Raw genomic sequence first — 18,782 nt, 5'->3', positions numbered from 1 at the left:
CATGCGGCATATGTCCATCCGGCTCCGCCTTCTGCTGGCAGGCGGGATCGGCCTTTTGATCGCGCTTGGGGTGGCTGCTTGGGGGCTGGCCATATTGTTCGACCGGCATGTAGAGCGCGTCGCGGCCAGCGATCTTGACAACCGCCTCGATTACCTCGTCACCGCCGTCGAATTTGGACAGGACGCGCAAGTGAGGCTGCCGACGCCACCGTATGATCCAATCTATCAGCGGCCCTACTCCGGGCACTACTGGCAGATCACGGCCCCCGGAAAGGACCTGCGGTCCCGCTCGCTTTGGGACTACACGCTGCCACTGCCACAAGACGCAGAGGAGCTGTGGCGCGGATCCCTGACGGGCCCAAGGGGGGAGGTTCTCCTTGCGCTGGTGCGGCGGGTCATTGTGACGACCTCGGGGAAAGACGTGCCGCTGCGCATTGCTGTTGCCGTTGAACGGGCCGAAATTGATGCGGCACGGTCCGGTTTTCTGACGGACCTCACGCCCTATCTGGCGGTTCTGGCGCTTGCACTTCTGGCCACGCTGGCGACGGCTGTCACGGTGGCGCTCAGGCCGCTGTCGGCCATCGGCGACAGGGTATCGGCACTGAGTGACGGCACAGCCCGGCGGATCGGGCGGGATCTGCCACCTGAAGTTGTGCCTCTCGCCGCCGAGATTGACGCGCTGCTGGAAAAGCGCGAGGTCGAGCTGGAACGGTCGCGGCTTAGGGCGGGCGATCTTGCGCACGGCCTCAAGACCCCGCTTCAGGCGCTTATGGGAGAAACCGCGCGCCTTCGGGCCATCGGCGCCGAAGATGCAGCCCTTGGCGTCGAAGAGATCGGCCGCAGCATGCGCAGCCACGTGGACCGCGAATTGGCCCGCGCCCGCCGTGCAGCGGGTGCTGCCGGATCAAGCGATCCCGTCGAGGTCGCAAAATCTGTCGCCTCTGTGCTGCGCCGCACCCCCGAAGGCGCGCAGTTGCGCATCAGCGTCGAGGGGGTGGCGGGGCTCATGGTTCGGCTCCACCGCGCCGACCTCGCCGAAGCGCTTGGTGCCTTGGCAGAGAACGCTGTGCGCCATGCCAACACACGCGTTGCCATCACCTGTGCCAGAAATCACGATCAGATCGAGATCCGGGTCCGCGACGACGGGGCAGGCGCAACCGCAGAGCTGCTTGATCGTTTGCCCGAACGCGGCCTGCGTCTGGATGAGCGGCGGGAGGGAACGGGGCTTGGCCTTGCCATCGTGGCCGACATCGCGGCAGAGGCCTCTGGCGCGCTCCACCTGCGCAACCTTAACCCGGGATTCGAGGCGGAACTCGTGCTGCCCGGCCTCCGGTAGGCCGCACCATTCCGCGAGATTGCAGTGTTGTCAAAACCATAGGGCCCCGGTGACACACTGCACCGGGGCCCTATTTTTTACCTGCCTATACGCCTTGGTTCATCCCGCAATAAGACGGGGCAACCATGTGACGATCTCGGGGAAAGCAAACAAGATCGCAATCGCTATGACCTGCAACGCCACAAAGGGCATAATACCTTTGTAGATCGCGCTGGTTGGCAATGTATCGGGGGCCACGCCGCGCAAGTAGAACAGCGCAAAACCGAAGGGCGGTGTCAGGAAGGACGTTTGCAAGTTCACCCCCACCAGAACGCCCAGCCAGACCGGATCAACATCCAGCGCCAAAAGCACCGGAGCCGTGATCGGGATGACGATAAAGATGATCTCGAACGTGTCGAGGATGAACCCGAGGAAGAACATGATCATCATCACAACGGCAACTGCGGCCAAGCGCCCGCCCGGCAGGTTGCTCAGGAATTCATGAACGAGATTATCCCCCCCCATCATCCGGAACACCACCGAAAACACCGAAGCACCCAGCAAGATCACAAAGACCATGCTGGTGATCGTCGCCGTGGCAATCGCCGTTTCCCGCACAATCCCAAACGACAGCCGACTGCGCAACGCCGCCAGCACCATCGCGCCCACAGCCCCGACAGAGGCCGCCTCGGTCGGGGTTGCGATCCCGCCAAGGATGGACCCGAGCACCGCCAGAATAAGCATCATCGGCGGCAGCAATGCGACAGAAACCTCACGCAACAGCGTGCCCTTTTCATCCGCAGGCACCGGTGTGGCGGGGCAGGATTGCGGGTCCGTGATCGCCTTGAACACCACATAAGACAGATAGAGCATCACCAGCAGCACACCCGGCAGCAGCGCCCCCGCAAAGAGATCGCCCACAGACACTGGCGTCGGCGCAAAGTTGCCCTTTGCCATCTGCACCTGACTGTTGATCCCCGACAGCATATCGCCCATGAAAATCAAAACGGTCGAGGGCGGGATGATCTGCCCCAAGGTACCACTTGCACAGATAACACCCGTCGCCAGCTTGGGATCATACCCCGCGCGCAACATCGCGGGCAGCGAAATCAGCCCCATCGTCACAACGGTCGCCCCGACCACCCCGGTAGAGGCCGCAAGCATAGCACCCACAAGCACCACCGATATGCCCAGCCCGCCGCGCAGGTTGCCAAACATCTTGCCCATCGTCAGCAGCAGTTGCTCTGCGATCTGGCTTCGCTCCAGCATCACCCCCATGAAGATAAAGAGCGGCACCGCGACCAGAACCTCACTTGTCATGAAGCCGATATAGCGGTTGGGCAGAGAGCCGAAATTGGACGGGTCAAACACCCCCAAAGACATGCCCACCATGCCAAACATAAGCGACACCCCGGCAAGGGTGAAGGCAACCGGAAAGCCAAGCAGCAAAAAGCCGATCACACCAAAAAACATCAAAGCGGCGAGAAGCTCGCCAATAAGGACCGGGTCCATCAAAGGGTTCCTTCTTCTGGCGTCGGCTTCGCCTGATCGGCAGTGTATTTTATGACGTCGGGGACCAAATGCTCATTCCCTGACAGCATCAGAATGGACCGGATGATCATCGCCACGCCTTGTAGCGCTATCAAAGCGGCAAAGACGATAATGAAGCTTTTCAGGATAAACAGCCCCGGCATCCCCCCCACATTCGCAGAGCTTTCACTATAGCTCCAGGCGCGCTGCACGAAGGGCATCGAATAGGCGTAGACCACCCAGGTAAAGGGCAACAAGAACAGAAACACACCGATAAGATCCGTCAGCGCCCGCGTCCGCTTGCGCGCGGGGCGGTAGAAAATATCCACCCGCACATGGTCATCGCGCAGCAAGGCAAAGCCCGCCACTGCCGTAAACATCGCACCGTTCAGCCAGATGTAGAGGTCTTGCATCCACACATAGCTTGCTGCGAAAACATAGCGTTGCACAACGACCGTAAAACAAACGCCGACTATACCCAGTGAAAGCCAGGCGAATGTCTTACCGATAAAAAGATTGAATGCGCATATCATTGCGGCAATTTTGCCAAGAAACTGCATTCGCCCCCCTTTCCCTTGAAATTGTTCCGGGCCCAAGTCTAGCTGCCTCAATCAAAGCACAACGGCAGAAAGTCAAGTTTTAGATCACCCGATGCCCCCAACCGACCCTGGTGCCGCAGGGATTTCCCCGAATTGAAGCCCCGTGATTCTCTTTTGGGACTGAACCACGAGGCAGAATGTGGGCCTAGCCCACCCCGCCCTACAACCATAAGGGCATTCAAAAACAACACAAAGCGTCAGGCGTGTGGTGATCGCCCGCACGGCGAAAAAAGAGCGTCGGGGACGGCCAAAAACCGCTAAAGATCACCCTCTCCGCCGTGAAGACCTCGACAATGCCAATCTCCGGCGGCAGACAGTGCGTTGTGAGTGCAAACGTCGGTATCCCCTTAAAAGTGCTTAAATATGTTTGACCGTTCTATTAACGCAGATGCGCCGCCTTACAAAATTCTGCAACGGTCGGACTGGATCGACACAGCAAAAGGGCTGGCGATCCTTTTGGTCGTCTTCGGCCACGCCTGGCGCGGGGTCAATGAAGCTGGGCTGATCCCCCCTGCGCTGTTTCACGCCGTCGATTCCCGGATATATGCCTTCCACATGCCGGTGTTCTTTGCGCTGTCCGGGCTGCTGGTTGCAGGTTCCTTATGGCGGGCGACGCCGCGCAGCTTTACTGTCAGTCGGGTGTCGCGGTTAATCTGGCCGATGGTGGTTTGGACCTATATCTTTCTCGGGGTCAAACTGGCGGCGGGGTCTGTCGCCAACCAACCGATTACGTTCACGGACATGCTGGTCCTGCCCATACCGGGGCATCTTCATCTTTGGTTTTTGTGGGCGCTATACGTGTTGCAAATGGCCTTGCTGCTGACCCGTCCGATGATGTCCAGCGGCCGATATTCCACAGTGGGTCTTTTGGGGCTGGCAGTGGGGGCGATTGCGCTGGCGCTTTGGCCCTTGCCCGACATTTTTTACCGGCTGATCGGGCCTGCCCTTCTGAATGCACCGTATTTCGTGCTGGGGATCGTGTTGAGCCAAACACTTGACCTTTCAACCCTGAACCGAACCCGTCGAATGGGCGCGCTGGCGGTTTTTCTTTTGGTCGTTGTGGCATATCCGTTTTTGCCACAGTCACCGGTGATTCTGCTTGGCGGCTCGCTTGTGCTCACCTTGTGTTTTTTGACCGTTTGCGCAGGCCTCAGCCAAGATATCGGCCCACAGCTTAGCACATGGCTGACGCGGCTCGGGATCGCCTCGATGGCGATCTATCTGGCCCATACGATCTTTTCGGCGGCGATGCGCGAAGTGCTTTTTGCCATTGGCGTTACCAGCCTTAGCTGGCATGTCGCTATCGGGTTCGGGATCGGCATTCTGGGGCCGCTGATCCTGCTGTGGTGCGCGCAAAAGATTGGCGCGGTACGATTGCTCGGGTTCAAGTGACCCGCCCTTAACGCGTTTTGACCTTGCTTTCGACAAAGGCCTGTATCTCGGCGGCGGGCCGTGCGCCCGGCAGGCGGGCAATCTCACGCCCCTTGTGCCATAGGATCAAAAGCGGAATGCCCTGAATGCGCAATCTGTCCGACACTTTCGGGTGGTCTTGGGTGTTGATCTTTGCGAAACGCGCGCGTCCCTCCAAGGCTTTGGCAGCTTTGGCAAATTCCGGTGCCATCATGCGGCAAGGGCCACACCAGGGCGCCCAGTAATCTACCAGCAGCGGCAGCTCATCGCCCCGCGTAGATTTGTCATGTGTTGCCAGATCCAGCTCTGCCACTTTGCCCGTCACCAGCGCATCGCCACAAGACCCGCATTTCGCGCCGTCTTTCAGCTTGGACAGAGGCACCCGGTTCATCTGCCCACAAGTGCTACAGGCAAGTTTTACAGCATCCGACATAATTCACCTTACTATATTCACGGCACGGAATATATGATCTTGCAGTCCGCGACTTTCAAGCCCCCCGAAAACGGAAAGGCCGGGATAAACCCGGCCTCTCTTTATTCTGCGGCGTCCTCATAATCGGATAAGGGCGGGCAAATGCAAATCAGGTTGCGATCGCCGTGCACGTTATCGACCCGCCCGATGGGGGGCCAATATTTATCCACGCGGAATGCACCCGGTGGAAAGCATGCCGCCTCCCGGCTGTATTTGCGGTCCCATTCGGCAACCAGATCATTGACCGTATGGGGGGCATGGCGCAGCGGACTATCCTCGGCGGAAATATCACCGTCCTGCACGGATTGGATCTCGGCGCGAATGGCCAAAAGCGCGGTGATGAAACGGTCAATCTCGGCCTTGGTCTCAGATTCCGTCGGCTCCACCATCAAGGTGCCGGATACGGGCCATGACATGGTTGGCGCGTGAAAACCGTTGTCGATCAAGCGCTTGGCGATATCGTCAACTGTCACACCGCAATCCGCAAACACCCGCGTGTCCAAGATACACTCATGCGCGACCCGTCCCTTATTACCCATGAACAAGATCGGATAAGCGCCGTTCAGCCGTGCCGCGATATAGTTGGCGTTCAGGATCGCCACCCGTGTCGCCTGCGTCAACCCTTCACCGCCCATCATCAAGCAATAAGCCCATGAGATCAGAAGGATACTGGCCGAGCCATAAGGCGTGGCCGAAACCGGCCCTTCCTCGCCGCCGGATTCAGGATGTCCGGGCAGATAGGGCGCCAGATGCGCACCAACCCCGATCGGCCCCATGCCCGGGCCCCCGCCGCCATGCGGGATCGCAAAGGTCTTGTGCAGGTTTAGGTGGCTCACGTCGCCGCCGATTTTGCCCGGCTTCACAAGGCCAACCAGCGCGTTCATATTCGCCCCGTCGATATAGACCTGCCCACCGAAATCATGCGTGATCTTGCAGACCTCGCGCACGGTTTCCTCAAACACACCATGGGTCGAGGGATAGGTGATCATGCAGGCCGCAAGCTTGTCGCCCGCCGCCGCCGCCTTGTCGCGGAAATCATCAAGATCGACATCGCCGTTGGGTGCGGATTTCACCACCACGACCTTCATCCCCGCCATCTGCGCCGAGGCCGGATTGGTGCCATGCGCCGAGGTCGGGATCAGACAGATGTTGCGCTGCTCTCCGCCATTGGCGCGGTGATAGGCGGCAATGGTCAACAGCCCCGCATATTCCCCCTGGGCACCAGAATTGGGCTGCATCGACATGGCGTCATAGCCAGTAATCTCACATAGCTTGGCCGAAAGATCGTCAATCGCCTCTTTATAGCCAAGCGCTTGATCCACAGGCACAAACGGGTGCAAAGACCCGAATTCAGGCCATGTGATCGGCATCATCTCGGCGGCGGCGTTCAGCTTCATGGTGCAAGAGCCCAAGGGGATCATCGCACGGTCAAGCGCCAAGTCGCGGTCCGACAGACGCCGCATATAGCGCATCATTTCCGATTCCGCGCGGTTCATATGGAACACCGGATGGGTCAGATAATCGCTTTGGCGCAGCATCGTTTCCGGAAAGCCCAGCTCTGCACGGTGCGGTGGCACGCCCTCAATCCCGAAGGCGCGCAGAACGCTGATCAGAACCCGCTCATCCGAGGTTTCATCAAGGCTGATCCCGACGCGATCATTGCCGATCTTGCGGAAATTCAACCCCTCTTGGCGGGCGGCGGCCAGAATGCCAGCTTGGCCCACGCCAACCTCGACCGTGATGGTGTCAAACACCGCATCGGGCGACACTTTTGCCCCTGCCGCTTTCAACGCCCGCGCCAGACGGACAGTGGAAAAATGCACCCGTTCCGCGATGGAGCGCAGCCCCTTTGGCCCGTGGAACACCGCATAAAACGACGCCATAACCGCAAGCAGCGCCTGCGCCGTACACACGTTGGAGGTGGCCTTTTCACGGCGGATATGTTGCTCACGGGTTTGCAGCGCAAGCCGGTAGGCAGTGTTACCCCGGCTGTCGATTGACACACCGACAATCCGCCCCGGCATTGAGCGTTTCAACGCATCGGTACAAGACATGAACGCCGCATGCGGCCCACCATAGCCCATCGGAATCCCGAACCGCTGGCTGGAGCCAATCGCGATATCGGCCCCCATCGCACCCGGCTCCTTGATCATGGTCAGCGCCAGCAGGTCCGTGGCGACGACAGCAATCGCCTTGGCCCCGTGCAATGCCGCAATTTGATCTGTGTAATCGGTAACATGGCCGTAAGTGCCGGGATATTGGAAGATCCCGCCAAAGACCTTATCGGCCTCCATCATTGCGGGATCTCCAACGATCACCTCAATCCCCAAAGGTTGGGCGCGGGTTTTGATGACGGCGATAGTTTGCGGATGGCAATTGCGATCCACGAAAAAGGCGCGCGCCTTTGACTTGGCGCTACGCTCGGCCATTGTCATGGCTTCGGCCGCCGCAGTTGCCTCATCCAACAAGCTGGCATTAGCAACCGGCAGGCCCGTCAGATCCGAGACCATGGTCTGATAGTTCAACAGCGCCTCTAGCCGGCCCTGCGCGATCTCGGGCTGATAGGGGGTATAGGCAGTGTACCACGCGGGGTTTTCAAAGATATTGCGCTGGATCGCGGGCGGCGTCACCGTACCGTAATAGCCCTGCCCGATCAGGCTGGTCATCACCTTGTTCTTGGCAGCAACCTCTCGCATTTTTGCCAGCAGCTCATGCTCGGCCAAACCGGCCCAGCCAAGCGGCGTTTTCTGCTGGATGGACGCCGGGATGGTTTCATCCATCAACGTCTCAAGGCTGGCGGTCCCGACAACCCGCAGCATCTCTGCCATCTCCTCGGGCGAGGGGCCGATGTGGCGGCGGTTGGCGAAATCATAGGTGTTATAGTCAACAGGCGTATAGGTCATGTCCATCCCCAAAAAATCCGGCAAAAAGCCCCCAGAGGCTTGCGAAAATCCGGGGGCTTTCGTGGCGTTTAGCCGATCAGATCATTATATTCGTCTTCCGACATGAAGGCATCCAGCACCGCCATATCGTCGATCTTCATCTTGAAGAACCATGCATCACCGGTGGCATCGTCATTGACCAAACCGGGCTTGTCGGAAAGCTTGTCGTTAACCTCGACAATCTGGCCATCAATCGGGGCCAGAATATCGGATGCCGCCTTGACGGATTCGATCACCACCACCTCATCCCCGGTGGCGACCATGGTTTCAGGCTCGGGCAGTTCCACGAACACAACATCGCCCAATTGGGTTGCCGCATGTTCGGTAATGCCGACGACGACAAGATCGCCCTCTACCCGCAGCCATTCGTGATCTTCGGTATATTTCATCATCGTAGTGTTCCCTGGTCTAAAAAGAGGTCTTAGCGTTTATAATTGGATGGACGGAACGGAAGGGGAAAGACAGAAACGGGCAGGCGTTTGCCCCGCACCTCTCCCCAAAGCTGGGTGCCATCGGCGGCAAGCGCGCGCGGCACATATCCCATGGCAATCGGCACTTCGACCGATGGACCAAAGCCACCAGAGGTGACGTAGCCCACGGCTTCGCCACCCTCTTCGCGGTCATATAATTCAACACCTTCGCGCATTGGCGCGCGGGTCTCGGGGCGCAAGCCCACACGCAGGCGCGCAGACCCATCGGCCAGCTGCGCCAAGATCACATCGGCACCGGGGAAACCGCCGGCCCGATCGCCCTGCCGCCGCGCCTTGGAAATCGCCCAGCCAAGGGCGGCCTCTGCGGGGGTGATGTCCTCGGTCATATCGTGGCCGTAAAGGCAAAGCCCTGATTCCAGACGCAAACTGTCGCGCGCGCCAAGGCCGATCATCTCAACGCCCTCCAGCGCCAGCAAAGAGCGGGTAAAGCCATCGACATCGGGGACCGACACCTCGAACCCGTCCTCACCGGTATAGCCGGAGCGCGAGATCCACAGCGCACCAAAGACGGTATCCACGGTGATCACATCCATAAAGCGCATCGCGGCAACATCGGGAACCAAACTTGAAAGGGCAGCCTCTGCGCCCGGCCCCTGCACCGCCAAAAGGCCGCGATCCATGACCTCGGTCACCTCGGCGACATCGGCCAGTTTTTCACGCATCAAGGCGATATCGCCGTCGCGGCATCCCGCATTGACCACCAAAAAGAAATGATCGCCACGGTTGGCGAACATCAGATCATCAATGATCCCGCCCTGGTCGTTGGTGAACATGCCGTAACGCTGCCGCCCCTCGGCAAGCCCGGCAACAGCCACCGGCATCATCGCCTCAAGCCCGACCACCAACGCCGCCATGTCACCCTTGGGCCGCAAGATCACCTGCCCCATATGACCGACGTCAAACAGGCCGACATGCGCGCGGCAATGCAGATGCTCTTTCATCACACCAAGCGGATATTGCACCGGCATCTCATAGCCCGCAAAAGGCACCATCTTGGCGCCAAGCTCTATATGCAAATCGTATAATCCGGTCCGCTTCAAATCGGCCATATCGCCCCCTTCAAACGCCGGAAAAGCCCCGGCACCCCGCGAACAGGCCAACCCCATCCGCAAAATGCCCCCTCTGTCCTTGCCCAAAAAGGGCGCCTGAGATCGTTATCCCTTCGGCGGGCGAAAACGCCACTCTCCAGAGTCCACCATCAGAACCGGTCCTTTTGCCTGAGAGTTTACCGGGGCGGTTGCTCCTTCGGCACCAGAATGAGGGCTTGCGCCCAGATCGGATTCTCCCGATCCTGATAGCGGAAAACTTATCCTGTGGGGCTGCCCCAAAGCAAGCCCGAAAAGGATACCATCGCATACAGAAACGGACGGCCCCTATGACCCAGCACTTCTTTGGCTACGGCTCCCTTGTAAATCGTGCCACGCATAGCTACCCAGATGCGCAAGCAGCCACTTTAAAAGGCTGGCGGCGCACATGGATCCATACCAACACCCATCCGCAGTCTTTTCTGTCCGTAATCCGCGACCCCGACTGCACCATCGCAGGCCTTGTTGCCCATGTGCCAAATGGCGATTGGGCCGCCCTCGACACCCGCGAAATCGGCTATGCCCGCCATCTGGACCAGGCAGCGCTGGGGCAGACCCCGCATCCGATCCAGGTCTATGCCGTCCCGCCGAAAAACCGCGCCGCATCCGATCCGCACCCCATCTTGCTGAGCTATATTGATGTTGTAATCCAAGGGTTTCTGGCCGAATATGGGCCACAGGGGGCTGTTGACTTCTTTGACACCACCACGGGTTGGCACACCCCGATCCTGAATGACCGCGACGCCCCCATATACCCCCGCGCCCAACTTTTGACCGCCGAGGAAACGGCCTTGGTGGATGAAAGCCTGCGTGAAATTGGTGCGCGGATCATCCGCTGATGCACCTATAAAGACCGCCCCCCGTACAACTTGGCTTTGAGGTCGCGCCGTAAAACGGCGGGCCTCCCCAAGGGTTTTCGCATCCCCTCTTTTTTTACAAAAAGACAGGGCCGGGGCCAAAAACTCACACTTATTTAACGGAAAAAGCGCTAACTAGTAACCCAAGTGAAGGGACTAGAATGCACCGTTTGTTCATATGGACCCTCATCAGTTTGGTGACAGTCCTAGGCAGCCCAGCAACCGCCGGCGTCAACAGCATCTGTGCTGCCGTTGTGGGTTTGAAGTTTGCATATAGCATAGCGGTCCCGATAAGACATGTGGGCATGCCATATGCGGCGATCGAGACCTTGATCGGGCTTGACATGGATCTCAGCGCCTATCTGGCGAACAGCCCCTCAACGGAGCTGTCAAAAGTAGAGCGCAGCCTAGCCCAAAAGATCAAGCGCTGGGCCCATCCTGATGGTCTTCAAGGACTGGATGCAGACGCCTTTGGTTCAACCATGTACTGGAGCCTCTCCATCATTCAAGGCGACCTGACCTTGCTCGAGGGCGCACTGGACTGCAACTCGACAACCAGCACAAGTTCCAATGCCGAAACTGCGCGCCGGGGTGACAATCAGAGTTCTCTAAGCGAAGACCGGTTGAGGTCCTTTGACAAGCTGACTGTGTCCGGTGTCTATCTGGCGCTATTTCTCTTCATACTCATTGTTGCGATCATCATATTCTACCCGAGAAAGGAAAAGCGGAAGACGATCCGCATGATCTGCAACATCCCCCTGCATGTCAAATATGAGAAGCACTGCACCATCACGCGAATCGTTGATTTAAGTCAGGGCGGCATGAAGATAAAGGCAACTGACAAAGACGTGGATGAGACCTGGGCGCAGTATAACTTTGCCGGCATAAAGCTTGAGGGTAAGACCGTTTGGCGAAACAAGGCCTATGCGGGCATTCAGTTCCGCAAGCACATAAGCCCGGAGACTATTGATAAAGTTATGAAAAGGAATAACCAGCCTATAAGCGAATCTGACGTCGGGCAAACCGCCCCCGCCTGTTTCCATGCTGGCTGTCACAAGAATTGTTCACTCCACCTGCCGACCACGACCTCATTGAAAGAGCTGCAGCCGGGGCAAAAAGAGCAATAATTGGGACAGATAAGCCCAAGTAAACCTTACTAGGCCGTCAGATAGACCGCGCGGTTGGCTCAACCCAACCGCGCAGTGTCAATCACCCGCGCGCGCGCACCACTTGCAAAAGCGGCATCACATCGGCCATCTCTGGCCCATGCGCCTGCCCTGTCAGGGCTTTGCGCAGCGGCATAAACAGCCCCTTGCCCTTACGGCCCGTGGCCTCTTTTACCGCCGAGGTCCACTCTTTCCATGTGTCCGGCCCGAAGGGGGCGTCGGGCAGCATCGCCACCGCTTGGGCAATGAATTCGCGGTCCTCTTCATCGATCAACGGCTCGGCACCATCACGGAACATGGCCCACCAGCCTTCCAGATCGGCCAGCACGGTGATGTTTTCCTTGGCCACACGCCAGAAGCCTTCGCGCAAGTCTTCCGGCACGCCCAGCTCTGCGATCCGCGCCGCGACCGTATCAAAGGGCAAGCCCTGCACATAGGCGCGGGTCAGCGGGAACAGATCCTCGGCATCGAATTTTGTGGGTGCCGCGCCAAAGTTTCCGATCTCGAACCCGTCGATCAGGTCTTGATGGCTGCCGGCCAGCTCTACTGGTTGGGACGACCCAAGACGCGCCATAAGCGAAAGCAGCGCCAGCGGTTCCACCCCACGCGCGCGAAGATCGCGCAACGACAGCGTGCCCAAACGTTTCGAGAGCGCCTCACCCTGCGGTCCGGTCAACAGCGAATGGTGTGCGAAATTCGGCGGGGTGCCGCCCATCGCCTGCATAATCTGGATCTGGGTCGCGGTATTGGTCACATGGTCGGCACCGCGCACAATCGAGGTCACGCCCATATCGATATCATCAACCGAAGAGGCGAATGTGTAAAGCACCTGCCCGTCAGCCCGGATCAACACGGGGTCCGACACGCTTGCCGCATCAATCGAGACAGGCCCGATGATGCCATCATTCCACTCGATCCGCTCCAGCTCCAGCAAAAAACGCCAGTAACCGGGGGTCTCTGCACGCAGTGCGTCCTTTTCGGCGTCCGACAAATGCAGCGAGGCGCGGTCATAGACCGGCGGCTTGTGCATGTTCAAAAGTTTTTTGCGTTTGAGGTCCAGATCGGTCGGGCTCTCGAAACACTCATAAAAACGGTTCGCGGCCTTCAGCCCCTCAGCGGCTTCACGGTAGCGTTCCAGCCGCAAGGACTGACGTTCGACCCGGTCCCATGTCAGGCCCAGCCACTCCAGATCCTCCATGATCCCATCGACGTATTCCTGCTTGGAGCGTTCCTGATCCGTATCATCAAGCCGCAAGATAAAGGTGCCACCCGATTTGCGGGCAATCATCCAGTTCATCAATGCGGTGCGAAGGTTGCCGACGTGGATAAATCCGGTCGGTGACGGGGCGAAACGCGTAATCGTGGGACGGGTTGTCATAATTTGGCTCTCCTGAACCATGCTGATCTGTCACATGAAACGGGCTTTGTCCATATCTGCGGGCTGGCAGGCTTGCCAAAACCGAATGCGCGGGGATCATTTCGACATTGGGTGATTTGCTCAATGGACAGACCATGCCAAACGGCATAACCCTTGGGAATGAACAGCAAACCGATCGTCCGCTACCTAGACCGGACCACCGCCCCGCATATCACCACACTCGTCTTGCTCGCTGGCGTTGCTGCCATGTCGCTGAACGTGTTTTTGCCATCCCTGACGTCGATGGCAGAGCATTTTGGCGTGGATTATGCGGTGATGCAGCTGTCGCTTTCGGTTTATCTGGCGACGACGGCGCTGCTACAGCTGTTTGTCGGGCCGATCTCTGACCGCTATGGGCGGCGTCCGGTTATGCTGACGGCCACGGCGATTTTCACGCTGGCCAGTATCGGGACGCTGCTTGCGCCGAACTATGGCATCTTTCTGGCCTGCCGTTTGTTGCAGGCCGTCATCGCCACGGGGTTTGTCTTGTCCCGCGCCGCGGTGCGGGACATGGTCCCCCAAGATCAGGCCGCCTCGATGATCGGCTATGTTTCCATGGGGATGGCGCTGGTGCCGATGATCGCCCCTGTGATCGGCGGGCTATTGAATGAGCTGTTCGGCTGGCAGGCCTCTTTCGTGATGCTGGCCCTGTCGGGCATGGCGCTGTTTGCCGTCGTCTGGTTTGATATGGGCGAAACCGCAACCACGCGCTCCACCAGCCTGACTACGCAGTTCAAGCAATACCCCGATCTGCTCACCTCTCAACGGTTCTGGGGCTATTGCTTGGCGGCTGCGTTTTCATCGGGCGCATTTTTTGCCTATCTGGGCGGCGCGCCCTATGTCGGCACCATCTATTTCAACATGGATTCAGCCACCCTGGGGCTTTATTTCGGCACGCCTGCTTTGGGTTACATGACCGGCAACTTCCTGTCAGGGCGCTATGCGGTGCGCTACGGTATAAACCGGATGATCATGGCCGGCGCCCTCACCACAACAGCGGGAGTGGCGATCCTTTTTGTCTTTGCGCTGCTGGGGCTGGCAGGGCCAATCGTCTTTTTCGGCATGATGATCCTTGTCGGCCTCGGCAACGGGCTGCTGACACCTTCGGCAAATGCAGGCATGCTGTCGGTCCGGCCAGAGCTTGCAGGCTCTGCTGCGGGGCTGGGCGGGTCCTTCATGATCGGCACAGGGGCCGTTTTGTCGGCGATGGCAAGCTGGCTTTTGGCGCCAACCACCGGACCTTTACCACTGGTGGCGCTGATGCTGCTGACCTCCATCGCATCCATATTTTGCATTTTCTGGGTTCGTCGCCGTCAACGGCAGCTTGGTAACCCTTGACGTCACCGCTTTGCAAAGTCACCGTAGACTTTGCAAAGCAAGGGGCGAAACATGGCCACCCAGAAACTCTATGCCGGTGTGAAGCTGCGTGAATTACGCGGGCGCATCCGGCTGACGCAAAAAGATTTTGCTCAAAAGCTCGGGATTTCGCTGCCCTATCTGAACCAGATGGAGAACAACCACCGCCCCATTTCCGCGGGAGTCGTACTGGCGCTAGCACAGGAATTCGGGCAGGACGTCACCGAGCTGACCAGCGGCGACAGCGAACGCATCGTCACCGATATGCGTGAGGCGCTGGCCGATCCTGTCTTTACCGCGCCGCCGCCTTTGGCCGATCTGCGGCTGGCGGCATCCAATGCCCCGGGCCTCGCGCGTGCCTTTCTCGACCTGCACCGCGCCTACCGTCAAACCCATGAACGGCTGGCCTCATTGGATGAAGCCTTGGGCCGTGACGAATCGCCCCTTGCGCCCTCTCCATGGGATGAAGTGCGCGATTTCTTTCACTATTGCGACAATTACATCGATGCCATCGACCGCGCGGCAGAGCATTTCGCCACCGCGCAAGGCCCGGACATGCCGGTTGAGAATATCGCCCTTGCGACCCTTAAGAGGCTCAGGATCCATCTGACACTGTCGAACAATGATGAGATGCGCAGCTTTGACGCCGAGACCAAGAACTTGCGCCTGTCGGGCCGCGTCTCGGCCACCACCCGCCGGTTTCAATTGCTGCACCAGATCGCCCTGCTGACCCAAAACGACCTGCTAGAGGCAACCTTGGACCTTGCGCAATTCCACAGCCCCCAAGCGCGCGGCATCGCCAAGATCGGGCTGGCCAACTATTTTGCAGGCGCGGCGCTAATGCCCTATACCGCATTCTTGCAGGCCGCCGATCGTGAGCGTCATGATCTGGAACGCCTTTCCGATCTGTTTGGCAGCTCGATAGAGCAGATCGCGCACCGTCTTTCCACGCTGCAACGTCCCGGCGCAAAAGGGGTTCCGTTCTTCTTTGTGCGCGTCGATCAAGCCGGCACCGTGACCAAACGCCATTCCGCCACCCGTTTTCAATTCGCGCGCTTTGGCGGGGCTTGCCCGCTTTGGAACGTGCACCAAGCCTTTGAGATGCCGGGCCGATTCTTGCGACAACTGGCCGAGACACCAGACGGTGTGCGCTATGTCTGCCTGTCGCGCGACGTGTCGAAATCGGGCGGCGCCTTCGGGGCACCGGTGCGACGCTATGCCATCGGTTTGGGGTGTGAGATCGGCCATGCCGAAAAGCTGGTCTATGCCGACGGGCTTGATCTGCGCGGACGGTTCGAACCCATCGGGATTTCCTGCCGCATCTGCGAGCGCCCCGATTGCCATCAACGTTCAGTGCCGCCACTGGAAAAGCGCCTGCTGGTGGACCCCAACAGGCGCGGTGTCGTGCCATATGGGATTGGCACGACGGACAGCGCGCCTTAATCGGCTTTCAGCATCGCCCAAATCTCATCTTTGAGATGCGCGCGTTGCTGGCGCAAAGCGATTTCATTCGCGTCGTCAGTCGGCTCCACATTAGTTTCTGCGCGATGCACAGCGCGGTTTACTTCGTGATACTCATCATAGATCTTTGAAAAATGTGCATTTTCCAGCTTCATTTTGTGCATTTTGTCTACTTCAGCCGGAAATTCTTCGGCCAGTGTATGCGGTGTGTTCGCCATGGGCTGCTCCTTTTTTGTCGCCATGGCATCATGGTATCTCAAGGCAGCTGCCGCGACATTGACCCGGATCAAACGTAGCGAAAACCTTAGCGTTTTGATCGGCGAAATCCGGCGGCGCGCGCCTCAGTCTCGGTACAGAAATAGGCCTCACCCTTATTGGGGGAGATCCGCGTGTCAAGATAGTGGCGCTGTCCCGGCACGTGATAGATCCGCGTGCCCTTGGCGCTAATATTGCCCTTGATCTTGCAACCCGATGGCGCAGCGCTTGCCACCCGCTTGGCGGTTTTGCGGTATTCTGCCGGTGCCGTTACCTCCCCAGACCAAAGGCCGCGGCCCTGCGCCCGCGCTTGATCCTCTAATGCGATATAATCACTGGAGTAACGGCGATAGGCCATCGCGGCACCCGCCCGTACCAGTTGCGCCCCGACATCGCGCCCCGAGACGGAACAGCGCGCCACCGTGCGGCCATAGCGGTCGTGGTCCACTGCCTCACAGCTCAGCTCCCCTTTGGCGATAATTTTGGCCAACATCTCCGCCGCCCATGCCCCGCACTTCCAATTTCGGCCCGATGGATCACAGCGCTGGCGCAACTCCGGCGCGTCAATGCCATGCAGGCGGATGCGCTCTCCGGCGCTTACAAGGCCATCGCCATCCACCACGCGCACCTGTCCCGAAAGGGCCAGCGCGTTTGTAGGCATTGCAAGCCCAAGAAGAAGAACAAGACAGGTACGAATGATTAACATACCCTCGATATGCCGCCCTGTCCGGGCAGCAATCAAGCGTTATGACGATTGTTGGTTAATCTTTATTAACGCTGCTTTTCGCGCCAATCTTGCGAGGTTTTTGGCTGTAAATTCAAGCGCGTAAGGGGGTCACAACCCAGTATGTGATCTGCCGCCTTTTCCCCCACCATGATTGACGGTCCGTTAAGATTGCCGTTGGGAATACGCGGAAAAATTGAACTATCTGCAAGCCGCAGTCCTTCCACCCCGATCACACGGCATTCAGGGTCAACCACAGCCATCGGGTCATCGCGCCGCCCCATCCGCGCCGTCCCGCAAGGGTGATAGGCGCTTTCGGCATGTTCGCGGATGAAGTCATCAATCTCGGCGTCGCTCTCAACTGCGGCACCGGGCTGAATTTCATGTTTCACAAAGGGCTGCATCGCCTCTTGGGCAAAGACCTCACGCGTCAGGCGGATGCAGGCGCGAAAATCCTCCCAGTCTTGCGGATTGGACATGTAATTGAAGCGGATCACCGGCTTATCCGCCGGATCGGCCGACCGCAGCCGCACCGTCCCCCGCGACGGGCTGCGCATCGGGCCGGTATGAACCTGAAACCCGTGCCCCTCGGCACTGACCTTGCCGTCATAGCGTACGGCAATCGGCAGGAAATGATACTGGATGTCAGGGTATTCCACTCCCGCCCGCGACCGAATGAACCCGCAAGCCTCAAACTGGTTAGAGGCCCCCAAGCCCTTGCGCGTAAACAGCCATTGCGCCCCGATCAGCGCCTTACCCAAAAGGTTCCAATGTTTGTAAAGCGTGATCGGCTGCTTGCTGGCAAACTGCATATAGACCTCAAGGTGGTCTTGCAGATTGGCCCCGACACCGGGGCGGTCGGCGACCACCTCAATGCCATGCTCGGCCAGATGCGCAGCGGGGCCGATCCCCGACAGCATCAGCAATTTCGGTGAATTGAGGCTGGAGGCGGCGAGGATCACCTCACGCCCCGCATGGATCACCTCGATCTTGCCACCGCGTTCCACCTCTACGCCAGTGGCGCGGCCGTCCTCGATCACCACCTTGCGCGCCAGCCCGCGGACCAGCTGCACATTGCCCATCTTCAACGCAGGGCGCAGATAGGCATTGGCCGCAGACCAGCGCCGCCCCTCATAGATCGTCGCCTCCATCGGCCCGAAACCTTCTTGGGCGGCGCCGTTATAATCAGGTGTGACCGGATAGCCGGCCTGTTCGCCCGCCGCGATAAAGGCATCAAACAAGGGGTTATCGCGCGGGCCACGGGTGATATGCAGCGGGCCATCGGTGCCGCGATATTCCGACGTGCCGCCATGCCAATGTTCCATCCGCCGGAAATAGGGCAACACATCGGCATAGGACCAGCCATCCGCGCCCGCCTCGGCCCAATGGTCGAAATCACGGGCATGGCCACGCACATAGACCATCCCGTTGATGCTGCTGGACCCCCCAATGACCTTACCGCGCGGGGTGACCAAGGACCGCCCACCCAGATGGGGTTCCGGCTCTGTGCCCATGCCCCAGTCATAGGTGCTCATGTTCATCGGATAGGAAAGCGCCGCAGGCATCTGGATGAACGGCCCCACGTCCGAGCCGCCAAATTCCACCACGATAACCGAAGCCCCCGCCTCACCCAATCGGTAAGCCATCGCACATCCGGCCGAGCCTGCGCCGACAATCACATAATCCGCTTGCATCTTATATC

Annotated in this window: 16 protein-coding genes and 1 riboswitch; of the genes, 6 read left to right on the top strand and 10 right to left on the bottom strand. The window is 59.0% G+C overall.

What is annotated here, in order from left to right; genetic code table 11:
• Window position 1 precedes the first annotated feature (1 nt).
• Window positions 2-1,336: a sensor histidine kinase gene (locus EOK75_RS12675; RefSeq protein ID WP_137194451.1), complete on the top strand. Its 1,335-nt coding sequence runs from the start codon at window positions 2-4 to the stop codon at window positions 1,334-1,336.
• Window positions 1,337-1,435: 99 nt separating this feature from the next.
• Here EOK75_RS12675 and EOK75_RS12670 read toward each other — a convergent pair whose 3' ends face one another.
• Together EOK75_RS12670 and EOK75_RS12665 are read right to left on the bottom strand one after the other, a co-directional pair.
• Window positions 1,436-2,827, bottom strand: coding sequence for a TRAP transporter large permease (locus EOK75_RS12670; RefSeq protein ID WP_137194450.1), 1,392 nt, complete (start codon window positions 2,825-2,827; stop codon window positions 1,436-1,438).
• Window positions 2,827-3,405, bottom strand: coding sequence for a TRAP transporter small permease subunit (locus EOK75_RS12665; protein WP_137194449.1), 579 nt, complete (start codon window positions 3,403-3,405; stop codon window positions 2,827-2,829). Before EOK75_RS12665 ends, EOK75_RS12670 begins: the two co-directional genes overlap by 1 nt.
• Before the next feature lie 402 nt (window positions 3,406-3,807).
• Here EOK75_RS12665 and EOK75_RS12660 point away from each other — a divergent pair, with 402 nt between their 5' ends.
• The gene (locus EOK75_RS12660) at window positions 3,808-4,836 is read left to right on the top strand and encodes an acyltransferase family protein (RefSeq protein WP_137194448.1); all 1,029 of its coding nucleotides are present in this window, start codon (window positions 3,808-3,810) and stop codon (window positions 4,834-4,836) included.
• 7 nt (window positions 4,837-4,843) lie between these two features.
• On the opposite strand, the gene trxC is transcribed toward EOK75_RS12660, so the two are convergent.
• From trxC to gcvT, 4 genes are all read right to left on the bottom strand, one after another.
• Entirely contained in the window at window positions 4,844-5,287 is a 444-nt protein-coding gene (gene trxC, locus EOK75_RS12655; protein WP_137194447.1) for a thioredoxin TrxC, read from the bottom strand.
• A 101-nt stretch (window positions 5,288-5,388) separates the two neighbouring features.
• Window positions 5,389-8,229, bottom strand: coding sequence for an aminomethyl-transferring glycine dehydrogenase (gcvP, locus tag EOK75_RS12650; RefSeq protein WP_137194446.1), 2,841 nt, complete (start codon window positions 8,227-8,229; stop codon window positions 5,389-5,391).
• 68 nt (window positions 8,230-8,297) lie between these two features.
• Window positions 8,298-8,657 carry a glycine cleavage system protein GcvH gene (gene gcvH / locus EOK75_RS12645; RefSeq protein ID WP_137195774.1) on the bottom strand — a complete coding sequence of 120 codons (360 nt, stop codon included), beginning with the start codon at window positions 8,655-8,657 and terminating at the stop codon, window positions 8,298-8,300.
• Window positions 8,658-8,689: 32 nt separating this feature from the next.
• Window positions 8,690-9,808 carry a glycine cleavage system aminomethyltransferase GcvT gene (gene gcvT / locus EOK75_RS12640; RefSeq protein WP_137194445.1) on the bottom strand — a complete coding sequence of 373 codons (1,119 nt, stop codon included), beginning with the start codon at window positions 9,806-9,808 and terminating at the stop codon, window positions 8,690-8,692.
• Window positions 9,809-9,954: 146 nt separating this feature from the next.
• Window positions 9,955-10,057, bottom strand: a riboswitch (glycine riboswitch).
• A 77-nt stretch (window positions 10,058-10,134) separates the two neighbouring features.
• Between gcvT and EOK75_RS12635 the strand changes: the two genes are divergently transcribed.
• A complete protein-coding gene (locus EOK75_RS12635) occupies window positions 10,135-10,683 on the top strand; it encodes a gamma-glutamylcyclotransferase family protein (protein WP_137194444.1) in 549 nt (182 codons plus the stop codon).
• A gap of 323 nt (window positions 10,684-11,006) precedes the next feature.
• Window positions 11,007-11,828 (top strand): PilZ domain-containing protein, encoded by an 822-nt coding sequence (locus EOK75_RS12630; protein ID WP_205965521.1) that lies wholly within the window; start codon window positions 11,007-11,009, stop codon window positions 11,826-11,828.
• Between the two features lie 82 nt (window positions 11,829-11,910).
• Here the strand turns inward: EOK75_RS12630 and gltX are convergent, their stop codons facing one another.
• On the bottom strand, window positions 11,911-13,245 hold the full coding sequence (gltX, locus tag EOK75_RS12625; protein WP_137194442.1) for a glutamate--tRNA ligase: 1,335 nt from the start codon (window positions 13,243-13,245) through the stop codon (window positions 11,911-11,913).
• Window positions 13,246-13,404: 159 nt separating this feature from the next.
• Between gltX and EOK75_RS12620 the strand changes: the two genes are divergently transcribed.
• Both EOK75_RS12620 and EOK75_RS12615 read left to right on the top strand, forming a co-directional pair.
• Window positions 13,405-14,622 carry a multidrug effflux MFS transporter gene (locus tag EOK75_RS12620; protein ID WP_137194441.1) on the top strand — a complete coding sequence of 406 codons (1,218 nt, stop codon included), beginning with the start codon at window positions 13,405-13,407 and terminating at the stop codon, window positions 14,620-14,622.
• Window positions 14,623-14,673: 51 nt separating this feature from the next.
• Window positions 14,674-16,083 (top strand): helix-turn-helix domain-containing protein, encoded by a 1,410-nt coding sequence (locus EOK75_RS12615; protein ID WP_137194440.1) that lies wholly within the window; start codon window positions 14,674-14,676, stop codon window positions 16,081-16,083.
• Here EOK75_RS12615 and EOK75_RS12610 read toward each other — a convergent pair.
• From EOK75_RS12610 to betA, 3 genes are all read right to left on the bottom strand, one after another.
• On the bottom strand, window positions 16,080-16,319 hold the full coding sequence (locus tag EOK75_RS12610; protein WP_137194439.1) for an HP1242/YdcH family protein: 240 nt from the start codon (window positions 16,317-16,319) through the stop codon (window positions 16,080-16,082). The genes EOK75_RS12615 and EOK75_RS12610 overlap by 4 nt on opposite strands.
• Before the next feature lie 86 nt (window positions 16,320-16,405).
• Window positions 16,406-17,017, bottom strand: coding sequence for a thermonuclease family protein (locus EOK75_RS12605; RefSeq protein ID WP_240794106.1), 612 nt, complete (start codon window positions 17,015-17,017; stop codon window positions 16,406-16,408).
• Between the two features lie 110 nt (window positions 17,018-17,127).
• On the bottom strand, window positions 17,128-18,774 hold the full coding sequence (gene betA, locus EOK75_RS12600) for a choline dehydrogenase (protein WP_137194438.1): 1,647 nt from the start codon (window positions 18,772-18,774) through the stop codon (window positions 17,128-17,130).
• Between the last annotated feature and the right edge of the window lie 8 nt (window positions 18,775-18,782).

The organism is Pseudorhodobacter turbinis (genome assembly GCF_005234135.1).
Taxonomy (GTDB): Bacteria; Pseudomonadota; Alphaproteobacteria; order Rhodobacterales; family Rhodobacteraceae; genus Pseudorhodobacter; species Pseudorhodobacter turbinis.
This window is presented reverse-complemented; position numbering and strand designations above follow the sequence as displayed.